Annotated in this window: 18 protein-coding genes; 5 read left to right on the top strand and 13 right to left on the bottom strand. The window is 66.6% G+C overall.

Annotated features, from left to right (window positions below):
* The first annotated feature begins 197 nt into the window (after positions 1–197).
* Together RVF83_RS05140 and RVF83_RS05135 are read left to right on the top strand one after the other, a co-directional pair.
* On the top strand, positions 198–1,508 hold the full coding sequence (locus tag RVF83_RS05140; protein ID WP_005193757.1) for an MFS transporter: 1,311 nt from the start codon (positions 198–200) through the stop codon (positions 1,506–1,508).
* A gap of 133 nt (positions 1,509–1,641) precedes the next feature.
* A complete protein-coding gene (locus tag RVF83_RS05135) occupies positions 1,642–2,970 on the top strand; it encodes a DoxX family protein (RefSeq protein WP_039879777.1) in 1,329 nt (442 codons plus the stop codon).
* A gap of 9 nt (positions 2,971–2,979) precedes the next feature.
* On the opposite strand, the gene RVF83_RS05130 is transcribed toward RVF83_RS05135, so the two are convergent.
* The 4 genes from RVF83_RS05130 to RVF83_RS05115 form a co-directional block, all read right to left on the bottom strand.
* Entirely contained in the window at positions 2,980–3,180 is a 201-nt protein-coding gene (locus tag RVF83_RS05130) for a hypothetical protein (RefSeq protein WP_051989220.1), read from the bottom strand.
* 103 nt (positions 3,181–3,283) lie between these two features.
* Complete coding sequence (locus tag RVF83_RS05125) at positions 3,284–4,738, bottom strand: wax ester/triacylglycerol synthase domain-containing protein (protein ID WP_005193764.1); 1,455 nt, start codon at positions 4,736–4,738, stop codon at positions 3,284–3,286.
* Positions 4,739–4,740: 2 nt separating this feature from the next.
* Positions 4,741–6,228, bottom strand: coding sequence for an HAD-IB family hydrolase (locus RVF83_RS05120; RefSeq protein ID WP_005193766.1), 1,488 nt, complete (start codon positions 6,226–6,228; stop codon positions 4,741–4,743).
* Positions 6,225–8,531, bottom strand: a complete 2,307-nt coding sequence (locus tag RVF83_RS05115) for a glycerol-3-phosphate 1-O-acyltransferase (protein ID WP_005193768.1) — start codon at positions 8,529–8,531, stop codon at positions 6,225–6,227. Before RVF83_RS05115 ends, RVF83_RS05120 begins: the two co-directional genes overlap by 4 nt.
* 202 nt (positions 8,532–8,733) lie before the next feature.
* Between RVF83_RS05115 and RVF83_RS05110 the strand changes: the two genes are divergently transcribed.
* Positions 8,734–9,375, top strand: a complete 642-nt coding sequence (locus tag RVF83_RS05110) for a trypsin-like peptidase domain-containing protein (RefSeq protein WP_005193770.1) — start codon at positions 8,734–8,736, stop codon at positions 9,373–9,375.
* A 101-nt stretch (positions 9,376–9,476) separates the two neighbouring features.
* On the opposite strand, the gene RVF83_RS05105 is transcribed toward RVF83_RS05110, so the two are convergent.
* From RVF83_RS05105 to RVF83_RS05065, 9 genes are all read right to left on the bottom strand, one after another.
* A complete protein-coding gene (locus RVF83_RS05105) occupies positions 9,477–9,680 on the bottom strand; it encodes a cold-shock protein (protein WP_005193773.1) in 204 nt (67 codons plus the stop codon).
* Between the two features lie 295 nt (positions 9,681–9,975).
* A complete protein-coding gene (locus RVF83_RS05100) occupies positions 9,976–11,217 on the bottom strand; it encodes an NAD(P)/FAD-dependent oxidoreductase (protein WP_005193775.1) in 1,242 nt (413 codons plus the stop codon).
* A complete protein-coding gene (locus tag RVF83_RS05095; RefSeq protein WP_005193776.1) occupies positions 11,214–11,534 on the bottom strand; it encodes a 2Fe-2S iron-sulfur cluster-binding protein in 321 nt (106 codons plus the stop codon). Before RVF83_RS05095 ends, RVF83_RS05100 begins: the two co-directional genes overlap by 4 nt.
* Before the next feature lie 53 nt (positions 11,535–11,587).
* Complete coding sequence (locus RVF83_RS05090; protein ID WP_341262030.1) at positions 11,588–12,061, bottom strand: hypothetical protein; 474 nt, start codon at positions 12,059–12,061, stop codon at positions 11,588–11,590.
* Positions 11,955–13,073 carry a hypothetical protein gene (locus RVF83_RS05085; protein WP_341262003.1) on the bottom strand — a complete coding sequence of 373 codons (1,119 nt, stop codon included), beginning with the start codon at positions 13,071–13,073 and terminating at the stop codon, positions 11,955–11,957. The genes RVF83_RS05090 and RVF83_RS05085 overlap by 107 nt, the downstream gene beginning before the upstream one ends.
* Positions 13,070–13,807: a type 1 glutamine amidotransferase gene (locus RVF83_RS05080; RefSeq protein WP_005193781.1), complete on the bottom strand. Its 738-nt coding sequence runs from the start codon at positions 13,805–13,807 to the stop codon at positions 13,070–13,072. Before RVF83_RS05080 ends, RVF83_RS05085 begins: the two co-directional genes overlap by 4 nt.
* Entirely contained in the window at positions 13,804–14,112 is a 309-nt protein-coding gene (locus RVF83_RS05075; RefSeq protein ID WP_005193783.1) for a hypothetical protein, read from the bottom strand. The genes RVF83_RS05080 and RVF83_RS05075 overlap by 4 nt, the downstream gene beginning before the upstream one ends.
* 2 nt (positions 14,113–14,114) lie before the next feature.
* Positions 14,115–14,714, bottom strand: a complete 600-nt coding sequence (locus tag RVF83_RS05070; protein ID WP_005193785.1) for an aromatic-ring-hydroxylating dioxygenase subunit beta — start codon at positions 14,712–14,714, stop codon at positions 14,115–14,117.
* Positions 14,711–16,057 carry an aromatic ring-hydroxylating oxygenase subunit alpha gene (locus RVF83_RS05065; RefSeq protein ID WP_005193787.1) on the bottom strand — a complete coding sequence of 449 codons (1,347 nt, stop codon included), beginning with the start codon at positions 16,055–16,057 and terminating at the stop codon, positions 14,711–14,713. The genes RVF83_RS05070 and RVF83_RS05065 overlap by 4 nt, the downstream gene beginning before the upstream one ends.
* 192 nt (positions 16,058–16,249) lie before the next feature.
* Between RVF83_RS05065 and RVF83_RS05060 the strand changes: the two genes are divergently transcribed.
* Positions 16,250–17,155: a MurR/RpiR family transcriptional regulator gene (locus RVF83_RS05060; protein WP_005193789.1), complete on the top strand. Its 906-nt coding sequence runs from the start codon at positions 16,250–16,252 to the stop codon at positions 17,153–17,155.
* Between the two features lie 173 nt (positions 17,156–17,328).
* Positions 17,329–18,159, top strand: coding sequence for an aldo/keto reductase (locus RVF83_RS05055; RefSeq protein ID WP_005193791.1), 831 nt, complete (start codon positions 17,329–17,331; stop codon positions 18,157–18,159).
* The last annotated feature ends 15 nt before the right edge of the window (positions 18,160–18,174 follow it).

Raw genomic sequence — 18,174 nt, 5'->3', positions numbered from 1 at the left:
CACCGATTACGCAACAGCCCGATGGTGTTGTTGGCGTCGCTGCAGAGGGCGCAAACCAGGGGCGCTTTTCGTCGGCGAGACCGGAGACTGTTCGGCGAACCCCACGTGCGGTGGGTCTCCGGTCAAACCGTTTGCGCCCACCCCGACAATGGTGAGGTGACCGAACGAATCCTGCGGCGCGTGAACGTCGTCGACCGATGACCGCACCCGCGCGTTCGACCCAGGCCATGGTCATCTGGCTGGTCGGTCTCACGGTGTACTTCGTCGCGGTTCTGCAGCGGTCGTCGCTGGCTGTGGCGGGCCTGTTGGCGGCGGAGCGTTTCGACATCACCGCGTCGCAACTGTCGATCTTCGTCGTGCTGCAGATCCTGGTCTATGCCCTGATGCAGGTTCCCGTCGGACTCCTGGTCGACCGGTTCGGTCCGCGGCGGGTGATGCTCACCGGGACCCTGATCCTCACCCTCGCGCAGTTCAGCTTCGCGTTCGCCGACAGCTACCCGTGGGCGCTGTCGTCCCGGTTCTTTGTCGGGATCGGCGACGCGATGACCTTCGTGTGCGTCCTGCGGTTGGTCACGAGTTGGTTCCCGACGCGGCGAATCCCGCTGATGACCCAACTCACCGGGGTGCTGGGCCAGTTGGGCGCGGTGGCGGCGGCGATCCCGATGACCTGGGCGCTGTCGACCCTGGGATGGACGCACGCGTACCTCGCCACGGCAGGGATGGGGGCAGCGCTACTGCTGACGACGCTGCTCGTGGTGCGCGATTCGCCGGCAGCGCGCTCGGTGTCGGGTCCGATCCTCGGGTGGGCGGGTATCCGGCAGAGTCTGGGTGAGTCGTGGGAACACCCCGGCACCCGCCTGGGCTTTTGGATGCACTTCTCCACACCCTTCAGCGCGAACGTGCTCGGCCTCCTGTGGGGCTATCCCTTCTTCGTGGAGAGCCAGGGTTTGAGCGCCGGCGCTGCGGGTCTCCTGCTGACGATCATGGTGCTCGCGATCATGGGCTTCGGTCCGGCGTTCGCGTGGCTGATCACCCGATCGCCGTGGCACCGGTCGACGTTGGTCCTCGGGGTGATCACGAGCATCGCAACCGCCTGGGCGGTGGTGCTGGCGTGGCCCGGCGCGGCGCCGTTGTGGTTGCTCGTCGTCCTGGTGATCATCTGCGGGATGGGTGGGCCCGCGTCGATGGTCGGGTTCGATCTCGGGCGCACCTCCAACCCGGCCTCTCGCACCAGTACCGCCACCGGGCTCATCAATCAGGCCGGCTTCCTGGCGACCCTCGTCACCGCAGGACTGATCGGCCTGATCCTCGACTGGCGCACCCCGGATGGGGTCGACGGCTATCCGGCCGAGGCATTCACCTGGGCGATGGCCGTGCAGTTCCTGCTCTGGGGACTCGGTGCGCTACAGATCTGGCGATACCGACGAAAAGGCCGCGCGCGGTTGCTGCGAGATGACCCGGAGCAGTGGTCCCGTCAGTCCGGACGCCCGGTCCCCGACCGCCCCTGAGCCGCCTGAGGACGCTCGATCCGAGGAGGTCGTCAACCCTGACATGTCCCGGAAGGGGCTCACCCGAAAGTAGGGGGTCGACTCGGTCTTCTCACCGATGTGCGGGACGCCCTCGTCGCCCTACCGTCGGGACATGAGTGTGATCGACACAGTCGAGAGTCCGGCAGTCTCCGGCAGCGAACCCCCAGCGACGCCACGCCTTTGGGGTCCGGCGAAGAAGGTGGCGTTCCGCTTCACCTTCACCTACACGGCCCTGTTCTGCCTGACCTTCGCCCAGATCACCTTCGTGTTCTTCGGAGTGGCGGGAAACCTGTTGCCCGACTCCGCAATCCTGTGGCAGATGCAGACGCTGTCCCCGCTGATGGAGTGGGTGGGCCGCAATGTCTTCGGCGTCGACGCGGTGCTCAACCTCCACTCAGGGAGCGGTGATCAGGCCGCGATCTGGATCTACCTGTTCCTCATCGTCGTCGTCGCCGTTGTCGTGACCGGTGTGTGGTCGGTCCTCGACCGGCACCGGCCCGACTATGCCCGGCTGTGGTCGTGGACGATGGTGTTCCTGCGGCTCGCACTCGGCGGGCAGATGCTGTTCTACGGCTTCGCAAAGCTCATCCCGTCGCAGATGGGCCCACCTCCGCTCGCCGCGCTGCTCGAACCGTTCGGAGACTTCAGCCCGGCGTCGGTGCTATGGCTGCAGGTCGGCAGCTCACCTGTCTACGAGATTCTTCTCGGCAGCGTCGAGGTACTGGGAGGTCTCCTCCTGTTCTGGACGCGCACAGCCACACTCGGCGCGGTAGTCAGCTTTGTCGCGATGGTCCAGGTGTTCATCCTGAACATGACGTTCGACGTCCCGGTAAAGATTCTGTCGTTCCACCTGATGGTCTTCTCGCTCATCCTGCTGGGCCCGCAGATCCGGAACCTCCTGGAGCTGTTCGTGTTCGGTCGAGCAGCCGATCCACTCACCCCGCCTTCCCTGTTCACGAGTGGCAAGCTCAACCGGTGGGCCGCGGCAGTTCAGGTGGTCCTGGGTATCTGGGTGGCGATCGGCGCGGCGCAGATCAGCTGGTCCGCGTACCAGGAGTACGGAGCCGGCGCGCCGAAGCCCGAGCTGTACGGCATCTGGACCGTACAGGACTTCCGCGTAGAAGGAACGCCGGTCCCACCGCACACAACCGATGAGAAGCGCTGGCAACGCATAGTTTTCGATATTGGCGGAGCCACCACGTTGCAGATGATGAGCGGTGTGCTGGTGCCGGTACCGGCCGAGACCTCCGACAAGACGCTGCGGATGCAACAACCGCCCGCGTCGCTGGCGATCGACCGTCCCGACAACGACACCCTGGTGCTGTCCGGCGAGCTGGACGGGATTCCGACGACGGTCGTCGCCCACCGCATGGACCACGACGCGATGACGTTACGGAGCAGGGGTTTCAACTGGGTTCAGGACGAGCCGTACTTCCGGTGACGGTCGCGCTCAGAGGAGCAACAACCACACGAACCGCAGCACGATCGCGCTGATCCCGAAGACCGCGACGCCGAGAAGCCAACGTCGGGCGTCACGGTCGGCGGCCACGGGATCTCGGCCTCGGCGTAGGTAAGTGAAGGCCGCCATGATCGCGCACGCCGCCGCGATCACGCCGGTGATGAGGACGAAAACCAGCATCACGGTGGTCATGTGCACAACCCGGCGTCGAGCCGCTCCGGCATCCAGACCTCACTTCGACGACGCGACCTCGATCGAAGTCGCATCGTCGGGACGAGATCCACCGGTTGGCGCCTCACACCACCCGCTTCAGTTCGCCGGGGGTCACGTCGTCATCGGCGGCCAGCGCCAGCACCTCGCCGAACCCGGCGACCAGGCACTCGGCGAACAACTCCTGGTCGGTGACCGCGGCACCGTCGGAATTGATCCCGAGACAGGCGGTTCCGTTGTGGGTGATCATCGTGGCCATCATCGCGCAACCGGGCAGTGGGCCGAAGGGGAACATGCGCTCGACCTTGGCGCCCGCGACGTACGTCTCCCACGGGATTCCGGGGACGTTGCTGGCCTGGAGGTCGTTCTGGCTGGTCGTTCCGCTGAACCGCATCAGGACGGTGCCGGGCAGCCAGGCCATCACCGATCCGAGGGTGTTGAAGATGTCCACCGCGGGCTCGTGGCGGGCCTGGCGGACCTGCTCGCGGATGGTGAGAACGCGTTCGAAGGGGTCGGCGATACCGACCGGACCTGCGAGCCGGCCCACCGCGATGCGATTACCGCCTGCCGGATCCTCGGGTCGGCGCACCGAGATCGGGATCGCCACCGGCATCGTCTCGATGGGCGAACCCATCTTCTCGTGGTACAGCCGGAATCCGCCGATCAACCCAGCGAGATAGACGTCGTTGATCGAGGACCGGGCGGCGGTCGCGGCGGCTTTCATGTCGGCGAACGGCACCTCGAAGGCGCTGAACCGCCAGGACAGACTGCGGTGGGCCAACAAGGGAGAACCCGGAGGGCTGACGAGGCCCGCCACTCGCGGTACCGAACGGCCATAGCGCAGAGCAGTACTCAGCGCCTGCCGCGGATTCGCCAGCGCGCGCACGCCACGGAATGCGGTGTCGAGGCGGTGGGGCACTCGACGGACCTCTTCGATGATCTGCCGCTCGAGCAGATCGAGCGGCGTGATGTTCACCGGGTCGGGGCTCGGCGGCTGCGGTTTGCTCGGATTGTGCTCCCGCGTCGGCGAATGCAACTGCGCCAGACCGAGGATCGCACCCAGGCCGTCGGTGAGGGCGTGATGCGCCTTGAGGAAGTAGGCCGCCCTGCCGTCGGGCAGACCTTCGATCAGGTAACCCTCCCAAGGCGGGCGTGCGGCGTCGAGCGCGGTCATCGCCAACTGCTCGCACGTCGTGAGCAGTTCCCGCATACTGCCGTCGCCACCCAGGCTGATCCGGCGCAGGTGGTAGTGCAGATCGAAGTCGGGATCGACTGCCCAACTGGGTGTTCCGGTGCCGAACGGGGAGTCGACAACCCGCTGGCGGAAGCGCGGAGCCATCCGGCTCGCCCACTCGTGGGCGGCGACCAGCCGATCCCAGTCGGGATCGCAGTCGTAGATCTCCAGCATGCAGATCGTGCCCCGCATGCGACGATCCGTGTCGCCACGCCACATGATGGTGTCGACCGCGCTCATGTGGGGGTCGCTCGCCCAGTCCAGGGGGCGGTCGACACCGTCGGTGAGATCACCCTCGTCGGCCATCGTCAGTCCTCCTCGGACGTTTTGTGCAGCGATTCCACGGAATCGTCGACGAATGATTCCAGCGGCCAGTCGGCGAGCGCCGTGACATACATCTGGCGGACCTCCTCGGCGCGGGCGCCGATCTCATCGGCTGTCCAGCCGCTGGTGTCGATGGGCGGCAGGACCATCACCTCGACCGTACCTGGCCGGATGAGCTGCGCACCGCGCCACATCAATTCACCGGTGTTGCGTAAGACGACGGGGACGATCGGGACGCCGGCCTGCATGGCGATGTGGAACGGACCCTTCTTGAACGGACCGATCCGTGGCGTCGGGGACCGGGTCCCCTCCGGTGAGACGACCAGCGACAAGCCGTCCTCGCGAAGCGCTTTGACCGCCGGTGCCAACTGTTCGATGGCCTTGCCCCGGTCGGCCCGATCGATGAAGACGAGTCCCGCCTGTCGCAGGATCTCACCGAGCACCGGGACCCGCTGCACTTCCTTCTTGGCGACGCCGGTCGCGTCGGTGCGGACCAGATTGATCATGACCGGTAGGTCGAGCTTCGACTGATGGTTGAAGAGGAAGACGCAGGGTCGATCGGAGAAGAGGTATTCGCCGCCGTCGAGCACCTGGACGTGGACGCCCGCGAGGGACAGGCCGATGTCGTTCCCGGTGGGAAGCGCCTCGACGAGCGCGTGCGGATCGCGGCGGACCAGGCCCGCGGCCGCGCCGATGGCGGCGGAGGCGACGAACGAGCCGTAGAACGCGCCGGTCCGGGCCAGCGATCCGAGACGGTTGTAGGTGGGGTTCTTCAGATCGATGATCGGCCAGCCGCGGGACTCGGCCTCCGCCCGCAGGATTCGACGCGGCGAGATCGCCGCCGGATTGCCCACCGACTCCAGATACGGGATGTCCTCGTTCCCGTCGCTGTAGGCGAAGGATGCGTCGAGGTCGATGTCGTTGGCGCGTGCCAGTTCCCGGACCGCGGCTGCCTTGCCGGGACCCCAGAGAGGGCGTCCCTTGATGTTCCCGGTGACCACACCGTCGACGACCTCCACGTCGGTCGCGAGCGCGAAGTCCGCACCGATCTCCCGTGCGATCGGCTCGATCTGGAAGCGGGTCGCCGACGACGCGATCACGATGGTGTGCCCCATCTCCCGATGCGCGCGCAGGATCTGCCACATCTGAGGACGCAGCTTGGCAGCGGTCTCGTACTTGAACAGATGCTCGCCGAAAGCGATCAGCTCGGCGTAGGTCTTGCCCGCGAAGGTCGGCCGCGTGGCCGCCAGGACCTCGGCGTAGTCCTGCTCGGACATGACGCCGCGTAGGCCGATCACCAGGAAGTCGGCGAGTTCCCCGAACCCGAAGTCCATGCTGCGCAACCGTGCCCGCATGATGGCTGCGGCGGAGAAACCCTCGATCAGCGTGCCGTCGTAGTCGAAGAGCGCGGCCACCTTCTTGCCTGTCGGCGCCGAACGGATGGCCCGCATGCGGTCGGTGAAGGCGCTCACTGCTGCTCCTCGTCGTCGACGACGACCGGCTGCAGGTCCTCGATGGCGGCGATCCGGGCGAGCCGATCCCGCATGAGTTCGACCTCGTCGAGCCAACTCCGGCGGGCGGCCCGGAGATCCACGATGTCCTCGCCGTGGATGAGGCCGCGGTTGTCGGCCAGGCGGTAGGCCCCGTCGTACAAATCCTTCGACACCGAATCCTTGCTGCGCAGAACGGCTTGCAGCGCGAGTTGGCGTCCGAGCCCGAGGCAGTCGGCGATCAGGGCATCCTTCTCCTGGGCGGTGTTGCCGAGTTCCACCAGCTTGGTCGCCACCACGAGCTGGGCGTCGAAGAAGGTCTGGAGTGTGCGTCGCGCGAGGAGTGCTCCCGTGTGGCCGTGCAACACCTCGTAGGTCCACTCCTGGGTAGGAGTGACCGCCCGCCAACCGGGGGCGAGGAGATCGAGTTCGATGCCGAGCCGGTGCAGATACTCGGTCTTGGGCGGGAAGAAGAACTCGAACTTCAGGAGGTCGCGGATTCGCAGGGCCTCGCGTTGGGCGGCGGTCAGCAGTTCCTCGTCGGGTGCCGGAGCAGAACCGACGTGGCTGCTCCGGATCGGCGTGCTGCCGGCTTTGACCTCGCCCTCGGCCAGCGCCAGCAACCCCATCTCGACGATCGCGCGGTCGACGAAATGATGGAGTGCGCCGTTGCGGTAGTACGCGGCGACGGCCCGATTCTCGGGGACGACGGACCAGACCTGTTCCGAGCCACCGTCGTAACAGGTCACCACGCCGTTGCCGGCCAGCACCCGCAGCGTCCGGACGAGCCCGACGCCGCGGCACAGCGCGGGGTCCGGTCCGGGGAGGCCGCGGCGCTCGATGTAATCGAGCAGGGGAGCCAGGACGGCTTCGATCTCGGGCAGCGTGTACGCCCGGTCCTGCGCGCCGAGGGCCGCGAAGCCGACCAGCGAGGTCGCGGTGATCGGTGTGGCCGAATTGATCTCGTCCATCACGCGGAAGGCGACCTTCTCCAGACGCGCCGGTCCGTCGCCGGCCTCGTCCAGCGTCTGCTTCAGCGAGATCGGCGTGCCGAAACGAACTCTCGCCTCACCGAGATAGCTGCGCTGGGCCTTGGCGTATCGCAACAGCCAGCCGACCCCCTCGGGCTTCTTGACGCCACCCGCGTCCTCGGCGGCGATCGCATCGACCTCCTGCAGCTGGTCGTACACGATCGACGTCGGCACGATCGTCACATCGGCGTCGTCGAGTTGGCTCGCGGCGTCGACGACATAGTTCAGCAGTCCGAGCATCGGCTTGCGCAGCTTGCCCGTTCGGCTCCGACCGCCCTCGATGTACCACTCGAGGTTGAACCGCTTCTCGATGATGTAGGCCAGATAGGAACGCATCGCGAACTTGTAGACCGGGTCCGACCCGAACTTGCGGCGGATGAAGATCATCCCCGCGCGCCGGGCCACCGGCCCCACCGGCCAGAACGACAGATTGTTGCCACCCAGGACGAGGTTCGGCGGGAAGTCGTTGTTGCGCAGCACTGTTGCCAAGACCAGCGGGTCGACGTAGGAGCGGTGCGAGGGGAGGAAGATCAGGCCGGTCGACTTGTTCAGGGTCCGTAGGGAGTTCAGGGTGTCGACGTCGACCGTGACGTTCCAGGCGCGTTCGTGGAGGCGGTTGAACGTCGCCGAGAAGATGTCATCCATCAACCGGCTCTGGGTGGCGACGAAGCCGGAAAGCTTGTCCGTGGCCTCGGACACGACCGCATCCGTGGGCCGGCCGAGTTCAGCGGCGAGTTTGGCGGCACCGCTCTGAAATCTGGCCGAACTGCTGATCTGTTCGGCCACCAGGCGCGGAACCTTGTACCGGTCGCCGACGATCTGGCGTTCGGCTCGTTCGGCGGAGACCGACGCCGCGATCCGGACGTACTTGTCGAAGGGTTCGCCCTCGGCCTGATCGCGCGCATGCCGTTCGCGGAGTTCGGTGATGGTGGCGGGCTCCCCGGCCACCACGCGAAGGGCATCGGGGCGTCGTTTGCGGATGATCGGCTGCATGAGGCCGAGCGGCCGCCGGGGATTCGACAGCACGAGGACATCGCCGAGAGTCACCCGCCGCTCACCCTGGCGGACCGCGGGGAGCCACACCGGACGCACCGGCACGAGGAGGGTGTTCGGCGGCAGTTCGTCGAAGTCGACGTCGGCGCCCTGCCGGACCTCGGCGTCCGGGTAGGCGGTTGCGGCCCAGTCCTTGACCGCGTGCATCTCGCACGACGTACGCGCCTTGGTCAGGACCAGAACGGGATCGGACATCTGCATCACCCTCACGTCATCGTCGTCGACACCGCGCCGGTGTGCTCCCGTGCTCAGGTGTCCCATGGCGGTTCCCTGAGGGAGACCGCCATGGGTCCCATTGTGTCGTGGGTTACAACGAGCGGGGCGGGTTTCGGGTGACCGCGGCACTCCTCGGCGCGGAGGGTCACCGCCCGGTTAGGCTGAGCTGGTTGCCGGGGAAGGAAACATGGGCATTCGAATTCGTGCGTTGACGGCGCTGGGCGCGTCGGCGGCTCTGGTCTCGACCCCCGCGGTGGTGGCGGACGCGGCAACTCCGACGGTGCGGTCGGGGATGGAGATCAGCATCGATGACACGGTGGTGACCTCGCACAGCTGCACGCTCGGCGCGGTCATCTCCGCCGAGAAGGCGCTGACCGCGGGACACTGCGGGGTCGTGGGTCGGGCCGTCCACGACCGCACGGGCAAGAGAATCGGGACGATCACCGCCAATCGCGTTGCGCAACGGCTCGACATCGCGGTCATCGGATTGGTTCCGCGTACCGCGGCGCGTATCGACCCGGTGGATTGGAACGCGAAGTTCGGCCGGGGACAGCTGGTCTGGAAGTCGGGGATCACCACGGGTTACGGAACGGGCAAGGTCACCGATCCGGCCGAGGTGCTGCGGACGTCGCACGGCTTTTCGCTCGCTCCGCCGTTCCTGACGAGCCACGAATCGTATTCGGTTCAGACGAGCCTGCGTTCGGAGTCGGGCGACAGCGGCGCGGGTGTGCGGGACAGCCGGGGCCGCGTGGTCGGAATCCTGTCCTCGGCGACCCTCGAGGGCACGGTCGTCGTCCCGGTGTCACGTCTCCCCCGCGCGCTTCGGTGACGAAGGGGCTGTACAGCAGCTGATTCGACGCAGACCCCGGAAACGACGAAGCGCCCCATCTGGCCGGAGCCGGATGAGGCGCTTCGTGAAGTCAGGTGTGCTTAGAGCGCGCTGACGTTGGTTGCCTGCGGGCCCTTCTGGCCCTGCTCCACGTCGAATTCGACGCGCTGGTTCTCTTCGAGGTTGCGGAAGCCGCTACCGGTGATCGAAGAGTAGTGGACGAAAACATCGGCGCCCTGATCGTCGGGTGCGATGAAGCCGAAGCCCTTTTCGCCGTTGAACCACTTGACGGTTCCCTGTGCCATACTGCTGTACTTCTTTCTTCAGTTCAGCAGCCACCAAAACTGATGACCGCCCGCCAAGTGTGGCACAAAAGATGTGTTCTGGGAAACGGTGAGCGCGGATCGCCGCAAAAGAAGAGCACAATGGGGGGTTCTGGGCGCGTGCGGGGCAACCCTTGAGGGGCGGTCCGGCGCGCTGAGTAGCAGCGGCGCCGTCGAGCGTGTCGATCGAGTGATATGCGTCACTCGCCGAGTGTTGGCCTGGCTCCCGGCATCGGAGGACTGTGAGAACTCGGCCGGGCCTGACAGAGCCTGTCTCTCAGTTGGCCGACATCAGCGGCGCGACGAGTGATTTCAGGGGCCTTGTGGTGTCCGCAGCCGCCTCCGGATCGATGGTGGCGTTCTGGGCGAGAGCGCGTTTGATCGCCATGTGTTCACGCGGGTCGTCGACCGTGTCGCCCGCGATCAGCACGCCGTCTCGGTAATAGAGCACGGTGATCCGATCCGCGGCGCCGCGGCGGACGACGTAGCGGTCATGGCCGTCGGAGATGCCGGCGATCTGGATCTTCAGCGAACCCTGGTTGGACCAGAACCACGGCACCCCGCGGGGGGCGGGCTCGATGCCGAGCAGCGTGTGTGCGGCCAGTTTGCCCTGCTCGACGGCATTGTTCACCGACTCGATCGCGATCACGTGTCCCTTTCGGTGGGGGTGTGGCGAGACGGTGCAGTCGCCGGCTGCGACGACCCGTCGATCGCTTGTGCGGGCTCGGTCGTCGACGACGATCCCGGGTGAGCAGTCCAGGCCGAGCATCGTCGCGACGTTCACGACGGGCGAGGCTCCGACCCCGACCACGACGAGATCGGCGGGGACGGACTCCCCGTCGTCGAGGATCACCGAGTCCGCCCGGCCGGAGATCACGCCGATCGACGTCACGCTCCGCCCGGTCTCGATCCGGATGCCCTGTTCGCGGTGATGGTCCCGGACGAACGACGACACCGGTTCGGCGACGACCCGGCCGAGGACGCGGTCGGTCGCCTCGACCACCGTCACCGTCGCGCCACGTGCTCGCGCCGCGGCGGCCACCTCCAAGCCCACGAAGCCGCCGCCGACGATGACGACGTCGCGGGCCTTCTCGAGACCGGCGCGGATGGCACGCGCGTCTTCGACCGTGCGCAGTGTCGCGACGCCCTCGGCCTCGGCGCCGTGCACCGGCAACCGCCGGGGCATCGAACCCGTGGCCAGCGCGAGCCGGCTGAACCGGACGACGCTGTCGTCGTCGAAGTAGGCAGCGCCACCGCCGTTCCCGTCCTGTTCGATCCCCACCACCCGCCGGCCGGTCAGGAGGGTGATCTGGTTGGCGGCGTAGAACTCCGGGGCACGTAGCGCCGCCGGTTCGTCACCGTCGGCCAGATACTCCTTCGACAGTGGGGGACGCTGATAGGGAGGGAAGGGTTCGGCACCGACCAGACAGATCTCCCCGGTGTGCCCGAGTTCGCGGAGTGTCACCGCGATGGTGAGACCTGCCTCGCCGCCGCCGACGATGAGGATGCGCCCGCTCACTGTTCGGGCGCGATCGTCAGCGTCAGCCCGTCGAGTTCATCCGTGATCCGGATCTGGCACGACAGCCTGCTGCACTCGGTGGCCGGGGTGAGGGCGTCCTCGAGCATCTCCTCCTCGAAGTCCTCGGCCCGACCCGTGCGGTCGAGGTCGCCGGCCTCGACGAACACATGGCAGGTGGCACAGGACAATCCGCCACCGCACTCCCCGACGATGCCGGGCACGCCGAGTCTGACCGCGGTCTCCATCGCGGATGCGCCGACCTTCGCCTCAACCGGATGTTTGGTGCCGTCGGGGCTGATGAACGTGATGGTGGGCAACGCCTACTCCTCTATCCCTACTCACTTCCGAACGAAAACCGCGTGACCAGAACTCAGAAGAGTTCGAAGTACTCGCGGTGTTCCCAGTCGGTGACGCCGTTCACGTAGGTCGACTCGTCCGGGTTCTCGGCGACCCAGGCCTCGTAGCGGGTGACCTCGCTGCGTTTCATGGTGACCAGGTAGTCGATGAAACCGTCGCCGAAGGCCTTGCGGTAGAACGCATCCTGTTCGAGGGTGTCGATCGCCTCGGCGAGTGAAGCGGGAAGCTGTGGGACATCGGCGTTGTAGGGGTCATCGCTGAGGGGGCCCGGGTCGGTGCGGTTCAGGATGCCGTCGAGTCCGGCGGCGGCCTGCGCGGCGATGTACAGGTAGGGGTTCGCCGCCGAGTCGCCGACGCGGTTCTCCACATGGGATGCCATGTCACCGGGTGCGCTGATGACGCGCATCATGGCCGCGCGGTTGTCCTGGCCCCAGGCGAGACGGTCGGGTGCCAGCGAGTACGGACGACGACGACGGTAGCCGTTGATCGTGGGCGTGGTGAAGACCGACGCCGCTGCGCCGTGGGCGAGGGTGCCGCCGACGTAGTTCACACCCCAGATCCGACAGTGGCGCAGCACCGTCGGGCACCATGAGGTTCTGGCCGGTGCCGCGTTCGGCGACCGAGGTGTGCAGGTGCCAACCGTTCGCGTAGAAGCCCGCGATCGCCGGGGTGCACATGAACGACGCCAGGTGACCGTTCCGCTTGGCGATCTGCTTGGTCGTCGTCCGGAACAGGGCCGCGGCGTCGGCGGCGGCGAGACCGTCGAGGACGTCGAAGGTCGTCTCCATCTGGCTCGGTGCCCATTCGTCGTCGAAGGAACGGATCGGTAACCCCATGTCGGACAAGGCATTACGGATGGGACGCAGGATGTCGTCGACCTGGTCGAGATGATCGACCAGCAAGTAGTTGTAACCGCGGGCCACCGGCGCGACGGTCGGCGGGTCGGCCGGCGATCCCGGAGCACCCAGCGAGCACGTGCCGAGTCCGTTGTCGACGACCTTCGTGAGGTACCACTCCATCTCGATGCCGGCCACCAGGTCGTAGCCGTTGTCCGCCATCTCGGCGAGTGTCTTCTTCAGGATGGTGCGCGGTGCCAGCGGGAACGGTCGGCCGTCGGACATGTACAGGTCGCAGAAGACCAGCGCGGTCTTGGTGGCCCAGGGCAGGACGGTGAAGGTGCCCGGGTCCGGCACCATCTTGACGTTCGGGCTTCCGCCGAGGCCGTCGAAGTCGAAACCGCCGTCGGGGCTGAAGGGGTTGAACACGATGGCGTTGGCAGTGTCGAAGAAGAAGGGCGCCATGGTGATGTCGTTGCCGGCCTTCAGTGCAGCCAGGAATGCCGGAACGGTCAGCGCCTTGCCGCGCAGCAGGCCGTGCTGGTCCGGCCAGACCACGCGGACCACCTCGATGCCCTCGCGGTTGATGATGTCGACGGCTCGATCGGCGGCCTCGACGTCGGCGGGTCCGTACAGGTTGTACTGCTCGACGAACTTGGTCACGGGATTCTCCTCGGATGTGAGTGCGGTTGAGCTGAAGCGGAATCGGATCGGTGGACGGGGTTACGAGCGGGCACGTCGTCGAGCCAGACATCGAGTAGTCGGCGGCCGGGTTGCGGACCGCCGGCCGGGATGGCGTCGCGGATGGCGTCCACGTCGACGCCGTACTGCCGGAGCTTCGGTCCCTCGAGAGCGAGCAGGGCTTCGATGCCCGGCCCGTCGAGTTCGGGATGGAACTGGATCGCGGTGGATGTCCCGAGGCGCCAGGCCTGCAGATAGCGGTCGCTGCGGGCAAGGACCTCTGCGTCAGCCGGAGGGTCCGCGGAATCGGAGTGGAACGAGAAGAACCGACCGTGCAACGGTGACTCGTCATCGACGGCGGTCACGTCGATGAAGCCGCACTCCAATCCGCTGTCCCCGGGCCGTGATCCTCCGCCGAGGGCGTCGGCGAGCAGCTGGGAACCGAGGCACAGGCCGAGAACCGGGATCTCGCGTGCATGTGCGTCGCGTAGGTAGGCGATCTCGTCGACGAGGTAAGGATGGTTCTCCACGTCGTAGGCGCTCTGGGGTCCGCCGAGAACGACGAGCGCCTCCACGGCGTCGAGGTCGGGTAGCCGGTCTCCACGGAAAGGTCCGACGACCGACATCGTCCAGTCGCCGGCGGTGGCGGCCTCTTCGAGGACGCCGATCGACGGCTTGTTCACATGCGTGATCACCGACAGCTCACGGGCACTCATGATCGGGGCCTCGCCTCGATCGGAGTCGACCAGGGTTGCCAGTGATCGATCTTCGCCAGTGCGGCAAGGAGCTCCGAGGCCGCCGTGCGGTCGATCGCGACCCAGTCGCTGCCGGGTGCCACGCCGTAGGGGGTGTAGTCCCAGATGTGAAGGGCACGTACCGCGCTCACGAGGGGGCGAGTCGCGGCGACCTCGCGTTCGATGCGTCCCACCCGTGCGCGGACGAGCTCCAGCTCGGCGGTCAGTGCGTCGACGCGGCGGACCAGGTCGGCATCCACCGGTGCGGGGGAGGTTTCGTCGTCCATGGTCAGAACACCAGGGTCAGGTTCTCGTGGTACTGCTCGGAGTCGATCAGGTTGACCGACTTGAGTCGGATCCGCCACTTACCGCCGGACTTGTGCAGTACGTGCCCGTACCAGCCGGTGTAGGTCTTCGCGGTCCCCGCACGCATCTCGTGGATCACGAAGTTGGACCGGACGTAGCGGAGGCCGTCGGGATGGTCGAGGCATTCGACGTTGGTGATGAGGCGTCGAGTGCGCGAGGGTGGCAGCTGGCTGTAGGCCAGGCCGGTCCGCAGCCAGTAGACGCGATCGGTGAGACGGCGGTGATCGTCGAAGGCATGGCTGACCTCCCGGCGGGGGTCGCCGCCGCCGGCGGTGACCGGCACCCAGTACAGGCAGTCCCCGGTGAACAGGTCGAGCCAGTCGTTGAACCGGCCGCTGTCGATCAGGCGGGCCTCGGCGAACAGGAACGACTGTGCCTCATGCCATTCGGTGGGCGGGGAGACGGGCCAGTCCTCGGAAAGGGTCTGACGGAAGCGGTCGAGCTCGTCGTACCAGTCGGTGTCGACGTGGTAGGAGAAGGACGACGTGTCGGCGTAGGTGTCGGGCAGACGGTCGAGATTCATCGGTTCGCTCCTCGCATCCGGCGCTGCCACTCCTCGTAGTAGCCGCGCATGTGGATCTCGTCGGTGACGGCGCTGCGGATCACACCGTCGTGTTCGACGGTCTGCCAGCCGGTGTCGAGGCCACGGTTCATGAAGACCCACTCCGCTTCGGGAGCGGCCAGACCGCGTTGCGCCTCTTCGAAATTGGCCTGGTCGTCTGGCTCCCCGAATGCAGGGAAGTCTTCCTGGGAACGCATGCGCATCGTGTTGATCTCGTCGGGAACGCCGCCGATGGAGGTGGCGTGCCAGGTGAGCTGTGTGCGGTCGACGGCGAGGGGCTCGACGACCTGGATCTGATTCCCGATGATCAGGAGATTTGGGAAGATGCTCAGATTGATTTGCGCGCCGATGGCGAGGTCGAGGAGACGATCGGCATCGTCGCCGTGGTCGGCGCGCACCTGCTCCTCGAATCGTTCGCGTCCGGGCTGTGGACGTTGGTTGGCCCAGAAGCTGCCCTGCCCTTCGTACACGGGTCGCTGGTCGATGACGCTGTGGCCGTTGCCCAACGAGTACACCTTCATCGGGCCGTCGTCGGGAGTCTTGCCGAAATACGACATGTCCTTGGAATCACCCATGCGCGAGGCCATCTCGAGCAAGGACCGGTGGGAGAACGCGGGATGGTAACCGTCACCCGCGTTGTCGAAGGCCAGCTTCCAGTTACCGCGGTAACCCATGCGGTAGGCCGCGGACTTCACGACGACCTCGCTGGTGGGGGAACGGTCGATCCAGTAGTCGAGCCAGGAGCGTGCGTGTCCGAGCCACTCGTCGACCGGGGGTGCGTCGGCGTTCATCGTGCCGAAGATGAACCCGCGGTAGCTCTCGACCTTCGAGACGACGGTGAGACCGAACCGTTCTCGGTCGAGCTCGCCGTATCCCTGAGGCCACGGTGTGCCGACCAGTTCGCCGGTGTTGCGGAACGTCCAGCCGTGGTACGGGCACTGGAAACTCTTGGCGGTGCCCGACTCCTCGCGACACACCGTCGCCGCGCGGTGGGCGCACCGGTTGAAAACCGCATGTAGTCCGCCCTTGCGATCGCGGGTGACGATCACCGGGCGCAACCCCATCCGGACCGAAAGGAACGAGTTGGGATCGGGTACCTGGGATTCATGGGCGAGGTACACCCAGGACTCACCGCCGAAGACCTTCACCATCTCCTCGTCGAAGACCGCGGGATCGACGTAGAGAGTGCGGTGTACGCGATCGTGCTGGATGAGATCGGACCATCGGTCATCGAGGGGGGCGGTCGTCTGCGGTGCGTCCCACGTGGTGGTGGGTGCGTGCGACGGGCTGTTCTGCAAGGTCATCGCTGCTTCCTGGTCGAGCTGAACCGGGGGATGTGAGTGACGTTACATACGTTACGCGCGATTGTGTAGGCGTAACGTGTAAAACGTTTGTTTCCGGGTACTTGGACCCTTGACGGTCTAAGATGCGCCGGCGCGGTCGCTTTCGGCGCGCTCGCGGCCGGCGGGGCTCGTCGCGCCGACTAGACTTCGCCCATGGCTCAGGGTGCACCGCTCGAAGGGACCGTCGCGCAACGCATCCGTCAGGTACGCGGATCGCTGGCTCCCGGTGAACTACGGGTGGTCGCCGCCCTCACCGACGGCTATCCCACCGCAGGTCTCGTTCCCATCGCACAGCTCGCGGCCGAGGCGCAGGTGTCGGCGCCGACGGCCTTGCGCCTGGTGAGCAAACTCGGGTTCCCCGGATACGGGGCGTTCCAGGAGTCCCTGCGGGCGGAGGTCCAGACGCGGTTGTTCTCGCCGGTCACCGTGTACCCGACCGACGACACCGGAGCGGGCCGGGCAGGGCCGGCCGATGACGCCGATCTCGCCGATGCGCTGACCCTGTACACCGCGGGGGTCCGCGCGACCGTCAACAACCTGTCGCGCACCGATCTGGCCGGCGCTGTCGAGGCACTCGCCGACACCGATCGCCGGGTGATGCTCCTGGGTGGCCGCTTCACCTCGGTCCTGGCCGCCGAATTGCACCAGTACCTCCGTATGCTGCGCCCGGGTGTGATTCTCGTCCAGCCGAACTCGGCCGACCGCATGGCCGCGATGACCGATGTCGACGACAAGACCGTCGCAGTCCTGTTCGATTACCGGCGGTATCAACAGACCACCATCGAGTGGGGTCTGACGGCGGTGGATCGTGGCGCCGACCTGATCCTCGTCACCGACGTCTATCTGTCCCCGCTCGCCTCCCACGCCACTTCGGTCCTCACGACCAGTCACACGGGGCCGGGTCCCTTCGACTCGATGGCCCACGGATTCATTCTCGCCGAACTGCTCGTGTCGCTGGTGACCAAGGAACTCGGTGAACCGGCCCGTGACCGGCTCGCCGACTTCGAAGAATTGCAGCTCGCCGAAGAACGGGAGCGCCGCCTCCCCCGGAAGGGTTGACACGCTCGATCAGGTCGGCGCTGACCAGGTCATCGTGAGTGCAGGAATATCCGCCGCCCAGGCGTGCCTTGAACATGAACATGGTCGTGCGACCCGGGCCCCGGGCCGAATCGCCCGCGACCCGCCGTCGAGGGTTCGCTCTCGTCTCGCCGCAACGAAAGGACAGATCGCCCATGACAGTCCCGAACATCACGCTCAACAACGGCATCACCATCCCGCAGCTCGGCTTCGGCGTCTTCCAGGTACCGCCGGAGGACACGAAGGCCGCGACCCTGACAGCCTTCGAGGTGGGCTACCGCCACATCGACACCGCCGAGATGTACGGCAACGAGAAGGGCGTCGGTGAAGCGCTGGGCGATTCCGGTCTCGCCCGCGACGAGGTCTTCATCACCAGCAAGCTCAACAACGGCTTCCACGACTTCGACGACGCGCTCAAGGCGCTCGACCGGACCAATGCCGACCTCGGCGTCGACCAGGTCGACCTGTTCCTGATCCACTGGCCGCTGCCCGAGGTGGGCGACTACGTCCAGACCTGGAAGGCACTGGAGAAGGCCTACGCCGACGGCAAGGCGCGCGCCATCGGTGTCTCGAACTTCCAGCAGTCCCACCTGCAGCGCCTGTTCGACGAGACCGATGTCGTTCCGGCCGTGAACCAGATCGAGGTGCACCCGTATCTGTCGCAGAACCCCCTGCGTGCCTTCAATTCACAGCACGGCATCGCGACCGAGGCCTGGTCGCCGATCGCGCAGGGCAAGGTCGTCGACGACCCGGTGATCGCCGAGATCGCCGAGGCAAAGGGGCGCTCGGCCGCCCAGGTGACGTTGCGGTGGCACATCCAGCGCGGTGACATCGTGTTCCCCAAGTCGGTGACACGCGCCCGCGTCGAGGAGAACTTCGCGCTCTTCGACTTCGAGCTGTCCGACGACGAGGTCGCGGCCATCGACGCACTCAACACCGATGACCGCATCGGACCGGACCCGGACACGTTCAACTACGTGCCCTGATCTGTGGGCACAACG

This window comes from Gordonia rubripertincta, assembly GCF_038024875.1.
Classification (GTDB): Bacteria; Actinomycetota; Actinomycetes; order Mycobacteriales; family Mycobacteriaceae; genus Gordonia; species Gordonia rubripertincta.
The sequence above is the reverse complement of the archived record's forward strand: the minus strand, read 5'-3'. Positions and strand labels throughout refer to the sequence as shown.

Excerpts from the sequence above, each read along its gene's own strand:
- RVF83_RS05140 (WP_005193757.1), top strand. The coding sequence starts at position 198 with ATGACCGCACCCGCGCGTTCGACCCAGGCCATGGTCATCTGGCTGGTC.
- RVF83_RS05135 (WP_039879777.1), top strand. The coding sequence starts at position 1,642 with ATGAGTGTGATCGACACAGTCGAGAGTCCGGCAGTCTCCGGCAGCGAA.
- RVF83_RS05130 (WP_051989220.1), bottom strand. The coding sequence starts at position 3,180 with ATGACCACCGTGATGCTGGTTTTCGTCCTCATCACCGGCGTGATCGCG.
- RVF83_RS05125 (WP_005193764.1), bottom strand. The coding sequence starts at position 4,738 with ATGGCCGACGAGGGTGATCTCACCGACGGTGTCGACCGCCCCCTGGAC.
- RVF83_RS05115 (WP_005193768.1), bottom strand. The coding sequence starts at position 8,531 with ATGCAGATGTCCGATCCCGTTCTGGTCCTGACCAAGGCGCGTACGTCG.
- RVF83_RS05110 (WP_005193770.1), top strand. The coding sequence starts at position 8,734 with ATGGGCATTCGAATTCGTGCGTTGACGGCGCTGGGCGCGTCGGCGGCT.
- RVF83_RS05105 (WP_005193773.1), bottom strand. The coding sequence starts at position 9,680 with ATGGCACAGGGAACCGTCAAGTGGTTCAACGGCGAAAAGGGCTTCGGC.
- RVF83_RS05080 (WP_005193781.1), bottom strand. The coding sequence starts at position 13,807 with ATGAGTGCCCGTGAGCTGTCGGTGATCACGCATGTGAACAAGCCGTCG.
- RVF83_RS05075 (WP_005193783.1), bottom strand. The coding sequence starts at position 14,112 with ATGGACGACGAAACCTCCCCCGCACCGGTGGATGCCGACCTGGTCCGC.
- RVF83_RS05070 (WP_005193785.1), bottom strand. The coding sequence starts at position 14,714 with ATGAATCTCGACCGTCTGCCCGACACCTACGCCGACACGTCGTCCTTC.
- RVF83_RS05065 (WP_005193787.1), bottom strand. The coding sequence starts at position 16,057 with ATGACCTTGCAGAACAGCCCGTCGCACGCACCCACCACCACGTGGGAC.
- RVF83_RS05060 (WP_005193789.1), top strand. The coding sequence starts at position 16,250 with ATGGCTCAGGGTGCACCGCTCGAAGGGACCGTCGCGCAACGCATCCGT.
- RVF83_RS05055 (WP_005193791.1), top strand. The coding sequence starts at position 17,329 with ATGACAGTCCCGAACATCACGCTCAACAACGGCATCACCATCCCGCAG.